This is a genomic window from Caulobacter segnis, from assembly GCF_023935105.1.
GTDB lineage: Bacteria > Pseudomonadota > Alphaproteobacteria > Caulobacterales > Caulobacteraceae > Caulobacter > Caulobacter segnis_B.
Genome location: NZ_CP096040.1, coordinates 927,414 through 943,304, shown reverse-complemented (window position 1 = coordinate 943,304; position 15,891 = coordinate 927,414). Strand labels below are relative to the sequence as shown.

Annotated in this window: 20 protein-coding genes and 1 other RNA gene; 8 read left to right on the top strand and 13 right to left on the bottom strand. The window is 68.2% G+C overall.

Annotation, left to right across the window (positions count from 1 at the left end):
• Positions 1-68: 68 nt before the first annotated feature.
• The 4 genes from MZV50_RS04720 to MZV50_RS04705 form a co-directional block, all read right to left on the bottom strand.
• A complete protein-coding gene (locus tag MZV50_RS04720; protein WP_252633244.1) occupies positions 69-1,001 on the bottom strand; it encodes a nucleoside hydrolase in 933 nt (310 codons plus the stop codon).
• Between the two features lie 37 nt (positions 1,002-1,038).
• Positions 1,039-1,731: an MgtC/SapB family protein gene (locus MZV50_RS04715; RefSeq protein ID WP_252633243.1), complete on the bottom strand. Its 693-nt coding sequence runs from the start codon at positions 1,729-1,731 to the stop codon at positions 1,039-1,041.
• A gap of 34 nt (positions 1,732-1,765) precedes the next feature.
• Positions 1,766-2,728 (bottom strand): phosphoribosylaminoimidazolesuccinocarboxamide synthase, encoded by a 963-nt coding sequence (locus MZV50_RS04710; RefSeq protein ID WP_252633242.1) that lies wholly within the window; start codon positions 2,726-2,728, stop codon positions 1,766-1,768.
• 67 nt (positions 2,729-2,795) lie between these two features.
• Positions 2,796-3,551 (bottom strand): YebC/PmpR family DNA-binding transcriptional regulator, encoded by a 756-nt coding sequence (locus tag MZV50_RS04705; RefSeq protein ID WP_252633241.1) that lies wholly within the window; start codon positions 3,549-3,551, stop codon positions 2,796-2,798.
• A gap of 154 nt (positions 3,552-3,705) precedes the next feature.
• Between MZV50_RS04705 and MZV50_RS04700 the strand changes: the two genes are divergently transcribed.
• The gene (locus MZV50_RS04700; RefSeq protein WP_252633240.1) at positions 3,706-4,371 is read left to right on the top strand and encodes a glutathione S-transferase family protein; all 666 of its coding nucleotides are present in this window, start codon (positions 3,706-3,708) and stop codon (positions 4,369-4,371) included.
• Here MZV50_RS04700 and MZV50_RS04695 read toward each other — a convergent pair.
• The 6 genes from MZV50_RS04695 to MZV50_RS04675 all read right to left on the bottom strand — a co-directional run bounded on the left by MZV50_RS04695 (position 4,368) and on the right by MZV50_RS04675 (position 7,332).
• The gene (locus MZV50_RS04695; protein ID WP_252633239.1) at positions 4,368-4,781 is read right to left on the bottom strand and encodes an organic hydroperoxide resistance protein; all 414 of its coding nucleotides are present in this window, start codon (positions 4,779-4,781) and stop codon (positions 4,368-4,370) included. The two genes, MZV50_RS04700 and MZV50_RS04695, sit on opposite strands and share 4 nt — an antisense overlap.
• Before the next feature lie 85 nt (positions 4,782-4,866).
• The gene (locus tag MZV50_RS04690) at positions 4,867-5,688 is read right to left on the bottom strand and encodes a TIGR00282 family metallophosphoesterase (protein ID WP_252633238.1); all 822 of its coding nucleotides are present in this window, start codon (positions 5,686-5,688) and stop codon (positions 4,867-4,869) included.
• Between the two features lie 21 nt (positions 5,689-5,709).
• A complete protein-coding gene (locus MZV50_RS04685) occupies positions 5,710-6,321 on the bottom strand; it encodes a 5-formyltetrahydrofolate cyclo-ligase (protein ID WP_252633237.1) in 612 nt (203 codons plus the stop codon).
• A 33-nt stretch (positions 6,322-6,354) separates the two neighbouring features.
• Positions 6,355-6,517, bottom strand: a non-coding RNA gene (gene ssrS, locus MZV50_RS26665) — 6S RNA.
• Positions 6,518-6,576: 59 nt separating this feature from the next.
• Positions 6,577-6,903: a cell division protein ZapA gene (locus MZV50_RS04680; protein ID WP_252633236.1), complete on the bottom strand. Its 327-nt coding sequence runs from the start codon at positions 6,901-6,903 to the stop codon at positions 6,577-6,579.
• Positions 6,904-6,906: 3 nt separating this feature from the next.
• Positions 6,907-7,332, bottom strand: coding sequence for a DUF4164 family protein (locus MZV50_RS04675; RefSeq protein WP_252633235.1), 426 nt, complete (start codon positions 7,330-7,332; stop codon positions 6,907-6,909).
• A 216-nt stretch (positions 7,333-7,548) separates the two neighbouring features.
• Between MZV50_RS04675 and gap the strand changes: the two genes are divergently transcribed.
• From gap to fba, 3 genes are all read left to right on the top strand, one after another.
• Positions 7,549-8,556 carry a type I glyceraldehyde-3-phosphate dehydrogenase gene (gene gap / locus MZV50_RS04670; protein WP_252633234.1) on the top strand — a complete coding sequence of 336 codons (1,008 nt, stop codon included), beginning with the start codon at positions 7,549-7,551 and terminating at the stop codon, positions 8,554-8,556.
• Positions 8,557-8,718: 162 nt separating this feature from the next.
• Positions 8,719-9,909 (top strand): phosphoglycerate kinase, encoded by a 1,191-nt coding sequence (locus MZV50_RS04665; RefSeq protein ID WP_252633233.1) that lies wholly within the window; start codon positions 8,719-8,721, stop codon positions 9,907-9,909.
• A 140-nt stretch (positions 9,910-10,049) separates the two neighbouring features.
• Positions 10,050-11,141 (top strand): class II fructose-bisphosphate aldolase, encoded by a 1,092-nt coding sequence (gene fba, locus MZV50_RS04660; protein WP_252633232.1) that lies wholly within the window; start codon positions 10,050-10,052, stop codon positions 11,139-11,141.
• Between the two features lie 86 nt (positions 11,142-11,227).
• Here the strand turns inward: fba and MZV50_RS04655 are convergent, their stop codons facing one another.
• From MZV50_RS04655 to MZV50_RS04645, 3 genes are all read right to left on the bottom strand, one after another.
• Positions 11,228-11,896: an NrsF family protein gene (locus MZV50_RS04655; protein WP_252633231.1), complete on the bottom strand. Its 669-nt coding sequence runs from the start codon at positions 11,894-11,896 to the stop codon at positions 11,228-11,230.
• 168 nt (positions 11,897-12,064) lie between these two features.
• Positions 12,065-12,703 (bottom strand): anti-sigma-F factor NrsF, encoded by a 639-nt coding sequence (gene nrsF, locus MZV50_RS04650; protein ID WP_252633230.1) that lies wholly within the window; start codon positions 12,701-12,703, stop codon positions 12,065-12,067.
• Positions 12,690-13,229: a sigma-70 family RNA polymerase sigma factor gene (locus tag MZV50_RS04645; protein ID WP_252633229.1), complete on the bottom strand. Its 540-nt coding sequence runs from the start codon at positions 13,227-13,229 to the stop codon at positions 12,690-12,692. Before MZV50_RS04645 ends, nrsF begins: the two co-directional genes overlap by 14 nt.
• Before the next feature lie 189 nt (positions 13,230-13,418).
• On the opposite strand from MZV50_RS04645, the gene MZV50_RS04640 reads away from it, so the two are divergent.
• From MZV50_RS04640 to MZV50_RS04625, 4 genes are all read left to right on the top strand, one after another.
• Positions 13,419-13,703, top strand: a complete 285-nt coding sequence (locus MZV50_RS04640) for a BufA1 family periplasmic bufferin-type metallophore (protein ID WP_252633228.1) — start codon at positions 13,419-13,421, stop codon at positions 13,701-13,703.
• A 150-nt stretch (positions 13,704-13,853) separates the two neighbouring features.
• Positions 13,854-14,684, top strand: a complete 831-nt coding sequence (bufB, locus tag MZV50_RS04635; RefSeq protein ID WP_252633227.1) for an MNIO family bufferin maturase — start codon at positions 13,854-13,856, stop codon at positions 14,682-14,684.
• Entirely contained in the window at positions 14,677-15,441 is a 765-nt protein-coding gene (locus tag MZV50_RS04630; RefSeq protein WP_252633226.1) for an HvfC/BufC N-terminal domain-containing protein, read from the top strand. The genes bufB and MZV50_RS04630 overlap by 8 nt, the downstream gene beginning before the upstream one ends.
• Positions 15,438-15,884 (top strand): DoxX family protein, encoded by a 447-nt coding sequence (locus tag MZV50_RS04625; RefSeq protein WP_252633225.1) that lies wholly within the window; start codon positions 15,438-15,440, stop codon positions 15,882-15,884. The genes MZV50_RS04630 and MZV50_RS04625 overlap by 4 nt, the downstream gene beginning before the upstream one ends.
• Positions 15,885-15,891 lie beyond the last annotated feature (7 nt).

Sequence of the window (15,891 nt, the reverse complement as noted above, 5' to 3'; positions counted from 1 at the left end):
CGACCTCGGTCGCCGCTCGGGCCGAAGTTTGAACACACCCGATACGCCCCGGTTGCAAAAAGGGCAGGTCAGGCCGCCGCGACGGCGCTCCAGCCGAACAGGCCGCCCAGGATCAGGCGTTTGACCGCGTCCGCATCCAATCCCGTGCAGACCTCGGCGTTGGGGACACCGTCGACGCGTTCGACGCGGCCCAGGCGCTCGCCGTCGACGATCACCCGCAGCCGGGCCGGCTCGAACGTGAAGAGCTCCGGCGCGACCAGGCTGGCGGCGGCCACGGCGTCGTGCGGCCGACAGCCCTCGCCGCCCCAGACCTGCTGGTGGAAGGCGATATAGGGTCCCGCCGCCTTGGTCAGGCGCGCCGACAGCGGCGAGCCGCAGCAGACCGCGCCCTTGGCCAAGTCGTCGGCGGTGATCGTCACGCGAGAGGTGACGTCCAGCGGCATCAGACGCGGCGTGGCGCGGGCTTCCAGCGTGCGCTGCAGGGCTTCCGGATCGCTCCAGGTGTTGAAATCCGCCCCGCCGGCGGCCTTGCCCTCGACCGCGAAGGCGCCGGCCATGATCGTGGGGCGCCAGTCGCGGAAGGCGGCGGGATCCTCCAGCGAGGCCTTAGCCAGGTTGGTCAGCGGTCCCAGGAACAGGCCGCTCAGTTTTCGACGCGCGGCGAAGGCCAGGAAGTTGGCGGAATGGCCGCGCTCCAGCTCGGGCAGCTTCCAACGCTGTGAGAAGCCGCTGCCGTTCAGACCGTCGACGCCGTGAGCCGGCCGCATGCGCTCGACCCGGCGCTTGGCCAGGCCCGCGCCGGCGCCGATATAGACCTCGGCTCCGCAGCCGGCGAGGCGCAGCACGCCCCGCGCGTTTGCCGCCGCCTGATCCACGTAGGTGTTGCCGAACACGGCCGAGACCGAAACCACGTCGACGGCCTGCCGCGAGCGGGCCAGCAAGGCCAGAGCCAGGGCGTCGTCCACGCCGCAATCGGTGTCGATGTGAACCCGCAGAACCATGCGTCCAGTCTAGCCGGGCGGTGTGACGGCGAGAAGCTCAGTCCTTCCTCGGAAGGATGTCGAACTCGACGACACGCGGGTCGTCTCGCAGCCGGTGCGCCACCTCGCGCAGGCGCAGCGCGCCCTTGCCCGAGAATGGGCCAGCCAGCTCGAACACCGTCCCGCCATCGCGCAGACAGTGGTTCAGCCTAGTCCCCTTCAGGTCGTACTCGGCCAACAGGGCGCGCAACTCCGGCTCGTCCAGCGGCGTCTCGCGACGGGAGCGGACGCTGATCTCGGTGAAGTTCTTCTGCGGCACGGTGCGGTCCAGCCAGCGGGCAGCGCTGAGCGTGGCCACCGCCAGCACCGTGCCCAGGATCGCCAGGTCGTAGAGGCCGACGCCGAACAGGGTGCCGAGCGCCGAAGTTATCCACAGGGAAGCGGCAGTCGTCAGGCCGTGCACCGACACCCCCTGCTGGAAGATCACCCCGCCGCACAGGAAGCCGACGCCGGTCAGTACGCCGTGCGCCATGCGCACCGGGTCGATGCGCAGGGCCTCGCTGGCGGCTTCCGGCATCCAGCGCACCTGGTGCACGGCGGCTAGCATCAGCAGAGCCGAGGCTAGGCTGACCAGGACGTGGGTGCGCAGGCCGGCGGGCCGGCTGCGGTACTCGCGCTCGAAGCCGATCACGCCGCCGGCGATCACCGCCCCGAGGATGGGGAGGAGGTCCTTTGGAGACAGCCAGTCCATGCCGGCTGTAACGAGCGGGAAGCGCCTGGGCTCCCTAGCCGGCCAGGTAGGCGTCCAGGTTATGCCGCACGCGGTCCAGTACGGGCTCGTCGGCGGCCGGACGCTGGAACGTCTGGCCGGTGATCGTCTCGAACGCCTCGATATAGACGTCGGAGGTCTGGCGGATCAGGTCCTCGGGGATTTCCGGGATCTCGTCCTTGTAGGGATCGCAGCGCTGGGCGACCCAGGCGCGGACGAAATCCTTGTCGAAGCTGTCGGGACGCTCGCCGGCCTCGAACCGGGCGTCGTAGGTCGCGGCCTTCCAGAAGCGGCTGCTGTCGGGCGTGTGGATCTCGTCGGCCAGGATGATGGCGCCGTCGGCGTCGAGGCCGAACTCGTACTTGGTGTCGGCCAGGATCAGCCCGCGCTCGGCGGCCAGGGCCTGACCGCGCGCGAACAGGGCCAGGGCGTAGGCGCTGAGCTGCTCCCACTGGGCGGCGGTCAGCAGGCCTTGCTCCAGGATCTGGGCGGGCGACAGCGGCGCGTCGTGGTCGCCGTCGGCGGCCTTGCTGGTCGGGGTCAGGATCGGCTGCGGCAGGCGCTGGTTGGCGCGCAGGCCGTCAGGCAGGGTAACGCCGTACATCTGGCGCTCGCCCTTGTTGTACAGGGTCAGGATCGAGGTCGAGGTTGTCCCGGCCAGGTAGCCGCGCACCACCAGCTCGACCGGTAGCATTTCCAGCCGCTGGCCGATCAGCACGTTCGGGTCCGGATAGGCCACGACGTGGTTGGGGCAGATGTCGGCGGTGGCGTCGAACCAGTACCGCGCCGTCTGGGTCAGCACCTGGCCCTTGCATGGCACGGCGCACAAGATCCGGTCGAAGGCGCTGAGCCGGTCCGAGGCGACGATCACCCGGCGACCGTCCGGCAGGTCGTAATTGTCCCGCACCTTGCCGCGATAGTGGTTGGGCAGGTTCGGCAGGTCGACGACAGCCAGGGCGTTCGGAGCGGAAAAGGTCACCAGGGCCTCGGTCTCTTGAAACACAAAACACGAAGGGGGAGGCCTGTCGGACCTCCCCCCAAGAAACTCAGCCCAGCTTGGCCAGGTCTTCGTCGCTGATGTCCTCGTTCGAGTAGACGGCCTGGACGTCGTCGTCCTCGTCCAGCATGTCGAGCAGCTTCATCAGGGTGGCGACGCTGTCGCCGGTGACCGGCACCTGCATCTTGGGCCGCCAGGCGATCTTGGTGTTGGTCGCCGGGCCGAACTTGGCTTCCAGGGCGGCGGCGACCTCGTTCAAGCCCTCGAAGGCGGTGTAGACGGTGTGGCCTTCGCCTTCCTCGTCCATGTCCGAGGTGACGTCGTCGGCGCCGGCCTCGATGGCGGCCTCCATCATGTCGTCTTCCGACGCGACCTTGGCCGGATAGGTGATCTGGCCGACGCGATCGAAGTTGAACGTCACCGAGCCGGTGGCGCCCATGTTGCCGCCCATCTTGGTGAAGTACGAGCGGACGTTGGCGGCGGCGCGGTTCTTGTTGTCGGTCAGAACCTCGACGACGATGCCGACGCCGCCGGCGGCGACGCCTTCGTAGCGGATTTCCGAATAGTCGGCCGCGTCGCCCATCTGCGACTTCTTGATCGCGCGGTCGATGACGTCCTTGGGCAGGCTTTCGGCCTTGGCGTTGTTCACGGCCAGACGCAGGCGCGGGTTCATGGCCGGGTCGGGCAGGCCCGCCTTGGCGGCGACGGTGATTTCCCGCGACAGCTTGGAGAACAGCTTGGAGCGCGCGGCGTCGGCGCGGCCCTTGCGGTGCATGATGTTCTTGAATTTCGAGTGGCCGGCCATTCGGAGGCTCTGTCTCTGGTCTGAAAATGAAGTGTGGGCGCTTCTAGCGTCCGGGGGCGGGTATTGTCACCCCCAAGGGCCGGCCAGCGGGGCTTGCATCACGACTTTAGGCGATATAGTTAGGTAATGACTTAAGTGTTTGAAGGTCGACCCGATGAGCCTGACGCTGCACGCCCACCCGCTGTCGTCCTTCTGCTGGAAGGTGCTGATCGGCCTTTATGAGAACGACGTCGCCTTCGAGAACGTGACGGTCAACCTGGGCGATCCGGAGGTTCGGGAGGCGTTCCGGAAGCTGTCGCCGATGGGCAAGATGCCGGCCTTGCGTGACACCGGACATCCAGAGGGGGCTCGCGACGAGACGGTCAACGAGACCAGCGTCATCCTCGACTATCTGGACCTTCACTATCCGGGCCCCGTGCGGTTCACGCCGGCCGACGCGGACGCCGCCTGGCGCGTGCGGTTCTGGGACCGGTTCTTCGACCACTACATTCATCACCCGATGCAGCGGATCGTAGCCGACCGCCTGCGGCCCAAGGAGTCCAAGGACGGCTTTGGAGTCGACGAGGCCTACGCCCAACTGGCCAAGGCCTGCGATCACCTGGAAAGCGTGCTGGCCGACGACCGGGCCTGGATGTGCGGCGACTTCGGCCTGGCCGACTGCGCGGCCATGCCGGCGCTGTTCTACGCGAACAAGGTCCAGCCCCTGGCCGAGCGCTGGCCGCTGAGCCTGGCCTATCTGGAACGGCTGAAGGCCCGGCCTTCGGTCCAGCGCGTGCTGACCGAGGCCGAACCGTTCTTCCAATATTTCCCGGAGGCCTAGGCGACCGAGAACTGGACGTCGACATTCCCCCGGGTCGCCTTCGAATAGGGGCAGACCTCATGGGCGGCGTGCAGCAGTTTTTCGGCGGTCTCGCGGTCCAGCTCCGGGGCGTTCAACTTCATGCGGACGCCGATGTGGAAACTGGTGTCGTCCTTGATCAGGTCGACCTCGGTGTCCAGGCTGTGCTCGCCCAGCTTGACGCCCTGGTTGCGGGCCACCAGGCCCAGCGCGCCCAGGAAGCAGGCCGAATATCCGGCCGCGAACAGCGACTCGGGATTGGTGCCATCGCCGTTGCCGCCCATCGACTTGGGGAACGCCAGCTTGACGTCCAGGTGGCCGTCATCGGCCTTGGCGGTTCCATTGCGGCCACCCACGGCGTGGGCGTGGGCGGTGTAGACGGCGTCGGTCATCGGAGAGCTCCGTTGGGCTGAGGATCGCATCTGAGACTCGATCCATGACAGCCGCAAGCTGAGCCTTCTTGGATGCTCGCGCGCCCTAGACCTCGGGAATGGTCTGCTGCAGTCGCCCGCCGACGCGGATCGGCTCGACCCGCGTCGCCAGGCCCGTACGGTCGTCGGTCTCGACGAACACGCCGCAGACCGTCGCCGGACCCGAGGCCGGCTGGTAGCGGCCGCCGCTGATCTTGGTCGTGAACCGGCGCAGCGGCTCGTCCTTCTGGTTGCCGATCACGCTGTCATAGTCGGCGCAGGCCCCGGCGTCGGTCTGATAGGCCGTGCCGCCCGGCAGGACCTGGCAGTCGGCCGTCGGGACGTGGGTGTGGGTGCCGACCACCAGCGAGGCCCGGCCGTCGCAATAGTGGCCCATGGCCATCTTCTCGGAGGTGGCCTCGCAGTGCATGTCGACGATCACCGCGTCCGCCACCTGGCCCAGCGGTGCCTTGTCCAGCTCGCGGTCGGCGGCGGCGAACGGATCGTCCATGGCGTCCATGTGGACGCGGCCCAGCAGGTTGATGACGAACACCGTCTTGCCCGAGTCCGTCTGGAACAGGTGGCTGCCGCGCCCCGGGGCGTCGGACAGGATCGGATAGTTGGCCGGACGGATCAGGCGCGGCTCGCGGACGATATAGGTCAGGGCCTCGCGCTGGTCCCAGCTGTGGTTGCCCAGGGTCAGGCAGTCGGCGCCGGCCTCGAACAGTTCGCGAGCGGTGTTCTCGGTGATGCCGAAGCCGGCCGCGGCGTTCTCGGCGTTGATGATCACGAACTCGAGCCCGAGACGGCGGCGGAGATCGGGCAGATGGTCGGCCAGGCCGTCGCGGCCCGACTTGCCGACGACATCGCCGAAGAAAGCGAAACGCATCGAAAGTCCTTGGATCGGGCCTCAGCGGCCCATGTCTTTGACGGCCATATACTCTTTTTCGGTGAGAATGGCGTCCAGCCTTTGATCGTGCGGCTCGTGCGGCAAATTCTCCACCTGCTGACCGCTGTAGGCCAGGCCCAGCACGAAGACCTCCGGCTTTCGCGCCCGCAGGTCCTCCAGCGCCCGATCGTAGTAGCCCCCGCCTTGCCCCAGCCGCACGCCGTCGGCCTGGAAGGCCAGCAGCGGGGCGATCACCAGGTCGGGCGCAACCACCGCTGCTTCCGGCGGTGGCGCGCGCAGGCCAATGGCGTCGTGAACCAGCGGGGCCGTGCGGTCCCAGCGCCGGAACACCATCTCGCCCTCGTCCTTGTCCAGCACCGCCGGCAGAGCCAGGTCCCAGCCAGCCTCCGCCAGCTGGTCGGCCAGAAGGCGCGGCGACACCTCGGAGCCCAGGCCGTGATAGAGCGCGGCGACCTTGCCTCGCGGGTTAGGGAACAACTTCGCCAAGGGCTCGCGCGCCACCTCGGCGATCATCCAGTCGGCTTCGGGATGTTCGAGGGCCAGCTGCTTGCGCTGGTTCCGCAGGAAGACGCGCAGCGCGATCTTGGCCGCGAGGGGGTCGGCGATGGTCATCGCCCGTCTATAGCGCTTTTCAGGGGAAAGGGTGGCGGCGCCGCGAAGAACCGTGAAGACGTTTCAATCCACTCGAACCTGTCAGTAACAGGTGGGCCCCGTATTCCCGCAGCCACGGCCACGGGAGGGAACAGGTCCCGATAGAGAGATTAAGGTCCCTGGGATAAGAAATCTTCGACGAGAGCCACAGCATGACCCGCCACGGGTCAAGATAGGGGTTCGCGGAGCAGAATGCCAGCGGCGCGGTGACGCGCCCTACTCCGCCGCCAGCTTCTCGATCTTCTCGGCCGCGGCGTCGAGGGCGCGGATGGCGGCGATCTCGGCCTTGGTGCCGCCCTGGTTCAGGCGAGCGATCTCGGCGTTGGCGTGGGCCAGACGCAGCTTCATGTCCGACAGCTCGTCGGCCAGCAGCAGAGCACCCATCAGGAAAAGCCGGGTCTCGCCCAGTTGGCCGACGTCCGAACTGACCTGGCGGACCTGGCGGTCGAACAGGCGGGCCAGTTCCGTCAGGTGCGGCTCCTGGCCGTCCTCGCAGCCGACCGTGTAGGGTCGGCCGTTCACCTGGATCGTCACCTGCGCCATCGGTCAGCCCTCCCCTCGTCCATCAGATTTGGGATTGTCGAACAGGTCCTCGTCCTGTTCGGGAGAGACGGCATGGCCGTCCTGGCGCTCGTCGTCGCCGTGGTCATGGTCGTGGTCGTCATTGGCGACGGGCTCGTCGCCCAGGGCGGCGCGGATCTCGGCGATGGCGCGGCCCAGGGCCACCGAGGCCTGCTCACCAGCCTCCTCCAGCGCCTTTTCACGCTCCCGCGCGGCGTCCAGGTCGGCGATCAGGCGCGCGCGCTCATGGTCATCGAACAGGCCCGGCGCGGCCGAAACGGCGGTGACGACGGGCGTGGGCGCACGCGCGCCTTCGGCCGCCTTGGCCGCCAAGCGCTGTTCGAGCGAGCTCACCGCCCGCTCCAGGCGGCGCACGGCGAGGTCGAGGGCCGTACCGTCGGCCGGGATCATCGGCGGATTTCCATCATGCAACGCAACATACAGATTGAGGCCCTCTAAGCCAGCCGCGCGGGGCGACAATTGGGCGACGCATGGCCCTTAGCAGCTTTCAACGAGACGTTCTCAATTTCTCGGACTTGACTTCGCCTCTATCCCCCGCAAAACGCGCACCCAAATAGGGAACGCCGGTCGCATCCGATCCGGCGGTCATAAACCGGAGAAAGACCCATGGCTCTTCGCGTCGCCATCAACGGCTTCGGCCGCATCGGACGTCTGGTCCTGCGCTCCATCGCCGAGCATGGCCGTCGCGACATCGAGGTCGTCGCCATCAACGACCTGGGCCCGGTCGAGACCAACGCCCACCTGCTGCGCTACGACAGCGTCCACGGCCGCTTCCCGGGCGTCGTGACGTCGGGCGAGGACTGGATCGACGTCGGCCTGGGCAAGATCAAGGTCACGGCGATCCGCAATCCGGAAGAGCTGCCGCACAAGGACCTGGGCGTCGACATCGCCTTCGAGTGCACCGGCATCTTCACCGCCAAGGACAAGGCCAGCGCCCACCTGAAGGCCGGCGCCAAGCGCGTCCTGGTCTCGGCCCCCGCCGACGGCGCCGACAAGACCATCGTGTACAAGGTCAACCACGAGACCCTGACCGCCGACGACATCATCGTCTCGAACGGCTCGTGCACCACCAACGCCCTGGCGCCGGTGGCCAAGGTGCTGCAGGACCTGACCGGCATCGAGCGTGGCTACATGACCACGATCCACAGCTACACGGGCGACCAGCCGACGCTGGACACCATGCACAAGGATCTTTACCGCGCTCGCGCCGCGGCCCTCAGCATGATCCCGACCTCGACCGGCGCCGCCAAGGCTCTGGGCCTGGTGCTGCCGGCCCTGAAGGGCAAGCTGGACGGCTCGTCGATCCGCGTCCCGACCCCGAACGTCTCGGTCATCGACCTGAAGGTCGTGCCCTCGCGCGACACCACGGTGGATGAGGTCAACGCCGCCCTGCAGGCCGCCGCCGACGGCCCGATGAAGGGCGTGCTGTTCACGACCAAGGACCCGCTGGTCTCGCACGACATGAACCACATCGCCGCCAGCTCGACGGCCGCCCTGCCCCAGACCCAGGTCATCGAGGGCAAGCTGGTCCGCGTGCTCAGCTGGTACGATAACGAGTGGGGCTTCGCGACCCGCATGAGCGACACCGCTCTGGAAATGGCGAAGTTCCTCTAAGGAACGCCTCTGAACCCCGCTCCCACAAGGAGCGGGGTTTTCCTTGGCCCGCCCTCGTCCTTCGACAAGCTCAGGATGAGGACTACTGCCGACCTCTTTGAACCTCACCCTGAGCTTGTCGAAGGGCGAGGTTCAAACGCACCGACTTTCAGGATGCCACCCATGACCTTCCGCACCCTCGACACCGCCGACCTCGCCGGCAAGCGCGCCCTGGTCCGGGTGGACTTCAACGTCCCCGTCGACGGCGGCAAGATCACCGACGACACCCGCCTGCGCGCGGCCCTGCCGACCATCGCCTACCTGTCCAAGCAAGGCGCCAAGGTCGTCCTGCTGGCCCACTTCGACCGTCCCAAGGGCAAGGTCGTGCCGGAGATGAGCCTGGGCTTCGTCGCCGAGCCGCTGTCCAAGCTGCTGGAGCAGCCGGTCGCCTTCGCCAGCGACTGCGTCGGCCCGGCCGCCGCCGAAGTGGTCAACGGTCTCGAGAACGGCGGCGTCGCGCTGCTGGAGAACGTGCGCTTCCATGCTGGGGAAGAGAAGAACGATCCCGACTTCGCCAAGGCCCTGGCCGCCAACGGCGACGTCTATGTCAATGACGCCTTCAGCGCCGCCCACCGCGCCCACGCCTCGACCGAAGGCCTGGCCAAGCTGCTGCCGGCCTATCCAGGCCTGTCGATGCAGCGCGAATTGGAAGCCCTGGACGCCGCCCTCGGCAACCCGAAGAAGCCGGTGATCGGCATCGTTGGCGGCTCCAAGGTCTCGACCAAGCTCGACCTGCTGAACAACCTGGTCGCCAAGCTGGACCGCCTGGCGATCGGCGGCGGCATGGCCAACACCTTCCTGTACGCCCAGGGCCACGACGTCGGCGCCTCGCTGTGCGAGAAGGACCTGGCCGACACCGCCCGCGAGATCATCGCCAAGGCCGAAAAGGCCGGCTGCGAACTGCTACTGCCGGTCGACGTCGTGGTGGCCAAGAAGGTCGCGCCGGGTGTTGAAACGGCTGTCCGTCCGCTGGACGGGGTGCAGGCTGACGACCTGATCCTGGACGCCGGTCCGGAAAGCGCCAAGCGCCTGCTGGCGGCCATGGACGCAAGCATCACCCTGATCTGGAACGGCCCGCTTGGTGTTTTCGAGGTCCCTCCGTTCGATGAAGCGACCGTTTCGGCGGCGAAACACGCTGCATCCCTGGCCAAATCGGGTAAACTTGTGGCTGTCGCGGGCGGCGGTGATACTGTCGCTGCACTGAACCACGCGGGCGTGTCGGCCGATTTTACTTTCGTCTCGACCGCCGGCGGCGCGTTCCTCGAATGGATGGAGGGCAAGACGCTTCCCGGCGTCGCCGCGCTCGAGAACTAAAGACCGACTTCGCTGGCGCGGATCGTGCAGATCCGCGTTCAGCTTGTGTAAGATTGACCCGGGCAGAGAACGCAAAAGCGTCACGGCCCCAAAAACAAGAAACGATCCAACCTCACTTCACGCTTGCAGGAGAGAATTACGTGGCTCGCATCACGTTGCGACAGTTGCTGGACCATGCCGCCGAGCATGAGTACGGACTTCCGGCCTTCAATATCAACAATATGGAACAGGGCCTGGCGATCATGGAGGCGGCCGAGGCCGTCAATTCGCCGGTGATCATCCAGGCCTCGCGCGGCGCGCGGAACTACGCCAACGACATCATGCTGGCCAAGATGATCGACGCCCTGGTCGACATCTATCCGAACATCCCGGTGTGCATGCACCAGGACCACGGCAACGGTCCGGCGACCTGCGCCACGGCGATCCAGTACGGCTTCACTTCGGTGATGATGGACGGCTCGCTGATGGAGGACGCCAAGACCCCGGCGACCTACGAGTACAATGTCGACGTCACCCGCAAGGTGGTCCAGATGGCCCACAGCTGCGGCGTCTCGGTCGAGGGTGAACTTGGCGTGCTGGGATCCCTTGAAACAGGCATGGGCGAGGCCGAGGACGGCCACGGCTTCGAGGGCAAGCTGTCGCACGACGAGCTGCTGACCGATCCCGACCAGGCGGTCGATTTCGTCCAGGCCACCGGCGTCGACGCCCTGGCCATCGCCATGGGCACCAGCCACGGCGCCTACAAGTTCACGCGCAAGCCGGACGGCGACGTCCTGGCCATGAACGTGATCGAGGAGATCCACCGCCGCCTGCCCAACACCCACCTGGTGATGCACGGATCGTCCAGCGTTCCGCAGGACCTGCAGGACATCATCAACCAGTACGGCGGCGAGATGCCCCAGACCTGGGGCGTGCCCGTCGAGGAGATCCAGCGCGGCATCAAGCACGGCGTGCGCAAGATCAATGTCGACACCGACAACCGGATGGCCATCACCGGCGCGATCCGCAAGATCCTGGTCGAGAAGCCGCACGAGTTCGACCCGCGCGCCTATCTCAAGCCCGCCAAGGAAGCCATGCGCAAGGTCTGCCAGGCCCGCTTCGTCGAGTTCGGCTCGGCTGGCCACGCCGACAAGATCAAGCCGCTGTCGACCGCGACCATGGCCAAGCGCTACAGCGCCGGCGAGCTGAACGCCAAGTTCGGCGCCGGCGCGGCCAAGGCCGCCGCCGAGTAGGCGTTCGGTCCAGCGAAGACAAAGGCCATCGAAGACAAAGGGCCTCCCGGAGCGATCCGGGAGGCCCTTTTCCTTACGCCCCCATACTATTCGGCCGCGAGAAAGCGGCGGCGACGGACGAGCAGCTTGATCGCGCCGGCCCCGAGCCCGCCGCTGACCAGCATGGCCAGGGTGAACCAGGGACCGACGAACGCGTAGGTCCCCTGCCAGCAGTGCAAGCCGTAGACCGTCGCCGCGACGCCCCCGGAAAAAAGGCCGCAGGCGAAGCCCGTGGGGGCCGGCCGCGGAAGATCGACCGCGCGCAAGCCGGCAACGGTCAGAACCAGCATCGGCGCGGCGATGACGAGGATATCGCCCAGGCAGGTCGCGCCGTCGGGCCAGATCAGGATCGCCAGGGCGGCCGGCGCCATGCCGGCGGCCTGGATCGCGGCGGCTGTCAGCATGGCGAAAGCCAACGCGCCGGCCACAGCCAGCATCGCGACACCGCTCTGGCGTCCGCGCGCCAGCCCCGTGGCCGCCGCCAGGGCGCAGGCCGCCACGGCGGCGGGATAGGTCGCCTTGATCCAGAAGAATGGATGGGCCGCGGCGACCGACAGGTCCGGCCTCGGGGTCAGCCACAGCAGGACCATCAGCACGCCGGCCAAGGCGCCGGCGGCGGCGATCTCGGTCAGCCGCCAGGGCAAGGTCGCGGCCGACCAGATGGGCGCGCCCTTACCTCCGCCGCTCGCCGGAGGGGCGAGGGTGTCGTCGATCATCATGCGCCCTCCCCACGGAGCGGTTGCGTCAGCGCCTATCGCGTCTCATTCGCGAAAATGCGGCGGCAGTTCATTGGCGGAACGTCGGTTTGTCAATCGATCGGAAGGCGACGGAACAAAACTTGATCGGTAGCGGTCCCAGACCCGGGGATGTCCTGATGGATGCGCCTACCAGCGCAGCGCCCACCGCCCGATAATCGCGCCCAAGGCCGCCGTCAGCAGCACGCCCAGGCTGTACCACAGGGCCACGAAGGTGAAGGTGTGCTCCGGGCAATGCAGGCCGTAGATCGTGCCGGCCACGCCGCCCGAGAACAGGCCCATGGCGAGGCCGGCCAGGATCGGCCGGGTCGGCGCCATGCCGCGCAGCGCCCACAGGCCGACGCCCAGCATCGGCAGGCTCAGGATCAGGATCCGAGGCGTGCACGAATGCCAAGAATGCCCGCGCAGCATGCGCAGCGCCGCCTGGATGTCCGGGCTGACCATGGCCTGCCAGACCCCCGCCGCGACGCAGATCGCCAGCACCGCCAGGCCCAGCGTCCAGCCCCGTCGGCCCGAGCCGCCGGGCCGCGCCAGCCGCTCGACCGCCAGATAGCCGGCCACGCCCAGCAGCGCCGTGTACAGCGCCTTCATCCAGAACATGCCGCCGCGCATGGCCTGCATCAGGTCATGGCGGGTATGCAGCCAGGTCAGAACCAGCACCAGCGCCGCCAGGGCGCCCAGAGCCGCGACGATGGCCAGGCGGCGCGGCGGGCCGCGGGTCGGCCCCGTGTCCTGGGCCAGGGCGTCGATCAGATCATCCGTCCGCACGGCGCATCCTTTCGGCCAGGGCCTTCAGCGCCCGGTGCAGGGCGACCTTGGCCGCGCCCTCGGAAATGCCCGCGCGGGCGCCCGCCTCGGCGAGGGAGAGGCCCGTCAGCTTGACGTCGGAGACCAGGATCCGCTGCCGCTCGGGCAGGCTGGCCAGGGCGCGATCCAGCTCCAGGCCCACGCCGGGCTCGGGCTCGTCGGCGGCCAGGAATTCGATATGATCCTCGATCGGCAAGGTCTGGCGGATCTTCCGCCGCCGCCAATGGTCGATCAGCTTGTAGCGCGCCACCGCGTGCGCCCAGGCGGTGAACGACTGGGACGAGTCCCAGGTCGACCGCTTGAGATGCACCGCCAGCAGCGTCTCCTGCACAAGATCCTCCACATCACCGGGCGCGCCGGACATCCGCCGCGCGAAATACGCGCGAAGCCGAACGCCCAGGACGGCCAGACACTGGCGATAGGCGGCGGCGTCGCCGTCCATCCCGCGCAGCATCAGCGCCTTCAAACGGGTTTCGGTATCCGTCACGCCTGCCCCTATTCGCGCGCGAGGGGCGGATGGTTACACGCCCGCGCGCCGCGCCGGAACCATCCGGAAACACGACGCCGAAATTTTGTTCGCCGATCGGTGTAACCTTGCACGCCGTGGCTTCGTACTTCCGATCGACCGGGCGGCCAGCAAGACCGCCTTGGCGAAACCATTCCAAGGAGAAACCCCATGAACCGCACGACCACCACCGCCGCCCTCGCCGCCGTCCTCGCCCTCTCGGCGGGCGTCTCGATGGCCTCCGCCGACGATCACATGAAGTCCAAGGGCGACCAGGAGAAGTGCTACGGCGTCGCCAAGGCTGGCGAGAACGACTGCAAGGCCGGCGCGGGCACCTCGTGCGCCGGCACCTCGAAGGTCGACTACCAGGGCGACGCCTGGAAGATGGTCAAGAAGGGCACGTGCGTCACGATCAAGACGCCGAACGGCATGGGCTCGCTGACCCCGAAGATGTAGCGGAACTTCCGTTTCCCCGGCGAAAGCCGGGGCCCAGATGGAGGAGCGCTGGGGTGGGTTCTAGAACCTCGGCGCTCTTCCAATCAGCCCAGACGCTTTGAGATCTGGGTCCCGGCTTTCGCCGGGAAGACGGGTTTTGGGAACCTCGTGATGACCCCCACCGCCGGCCTCGGCCTCAAATCCCAGCACTATGCCGACGCGCTCGCCAGCGACGCCGACGGCCTGTGGTTCGAGGTCCATCCCGAGAACTACATGTCGGCCGGCGGCCCGCGCCTCGCGGCGCTGGAGGCGGTCCGCGCGCGCCGGCCGCTGTCGCTGCATGGCGTAGGCCTGTCCTTGGCCGCCGACGCCGATCCGGATCCCGCGCACCTCCTCGCCCTGAAGCGCCTGGTCGATCGGTTCGAGCCGTTCGTGGTGTCCGAGCACCTGGCCTGGTCGACCCATCGCGGCGCGCACCAGCCCGACCTGCTGCCCTTTCCCCGCACCAAGGCCGCCCTGGCCCGCATCGCCGCCAACATCGGCCGGATGCAGGACGCGCTGGGCCGCCGCGTGCTGATCGAGAACCCCTCCCTCTACCTGCCGCTCCAGGGCCACGACCTGGACGAGGTCGACTTCCTGAAAGCCCTCGTGATTAAGACCGGCTGCGGCCTGCTGGTCGACGTCAACAACGTCTTCGTCAGCGCCAGCAACCTGGGCTACGCGGCCGAGGCCTATCTGGACGCCCTTCCCGGCGAGTCCGTGGGCGAGATTCACCTGGCGGGTCACGGACCGGACGAAGGCGGCTCCGCCTTGCTGATCGACACGCACGGCGCGCCGGTGGCCGAGCCCGTCTGGGCGCTCTATCGCCGGCTGATCCGCCGGATCGGCCCGCGCCCGACGCTGATCGAGCGCGACGACGACATCCCCGCCTTCGCGATCCTGATGGCTGAGCGCGACCGCGCCGCCGCCGAGCTTGCGGCGCTGGAGACCGCGCATGCCTGAGCTACTGGATTTCCAGGACGCCTTCGTCGCCGCCCTCGCCGGCAGCCCCTCGGCCCTCTCGCCCTGGCTGACGCCCGGCGAGGGCCAGGCCGGGCTCGCCGTCTACCGCAACACCATCGCCAAGGGCTGCGTCGACGCCCTGTCGGCCAACTTCCCGACCGTGCTGTCGATGGTCGGCGAGGACTGGTTTCGCGCCGCCGCCGCCCTGTTCGCCCGCGAGGCGCCGCCGACCAGCGGGGCCCTGTTGGACTATGGCGAGGCCTTACCGGCCTGGCTGGAGCGTTTCCCGCCGGCCCAGGACCTGCCCTACCTGGCCGGGATCGCGCACCTCGACCGCCTGTGGACCGAGGCTCTGTTCGCGGCCGAGGCGTCCATCCTGACCGCCGAGACGCTGGCGGCGCTGCCCCCGGATGAGCTGGCGCGGGCCCGACTGCCCCTGCATCCCAGCGTCCGCTTCGCCGCGTTCGAGGCGGGCCTGCCCAGCCTCTGGCTTGCCGCCCGCGAGGGCCGCGAGGACCTCGACCTTTCAGGATCACCCGAGACCCTGCTGCTGGTCCGCCGGGACGGATCGGTGCGAAGCCGCGTCGCGGGAGCCGCCGAGACCGAATTCCTGCGCGCCTGTCGCGCGGGCCAGACCAGCGCCGAAGCCGCCGAACGCGCGGCGGCGGCCGACCCGAATGTTCCGCTTGCCCCTCTGTTCGCCGCCCTGATCGCCGACGGCGTGTTCGGCGGCCTCCGCCTGGAAACCGATCTATGACCGCTCTCTCGCTTCGCGCGCCCTTCGACCTCTTCGCCCAGACCGCCCGCAAGGTGCTGACGGAGGATGTCCTCGCCCTCGTCACCCGCCTGGGCGTGGCGGCGATCTTCTTTCAGTCCGGCCGCACCAAGGTCGACGGCATCCTGCACATCACCGACGGGACCTACGCGCTGTTCGAGAGCGAGTACCACGTACCGCTGCTGCCGCCGGTCGTGGCGGCGCATGCGGCGACCTATGCCGAGCACCTGTTCTCGATCCTGGTGGTGCTGGGTCTGTTCACCCGCCTATCGGCCCTGGCGTTCCTGGGCATGACGGCGGTGATAGAGATCTTCGTCTATCCGGACGCCTGGCCGACCCACCTGTCCTGGGCGGGCCTGCTGCTGTTCCTGATCGCGCGCGGCGGCGGCCAGTTCAGCCTGGACCGCGCGCTGAGGATCCCCTGAACCCTGG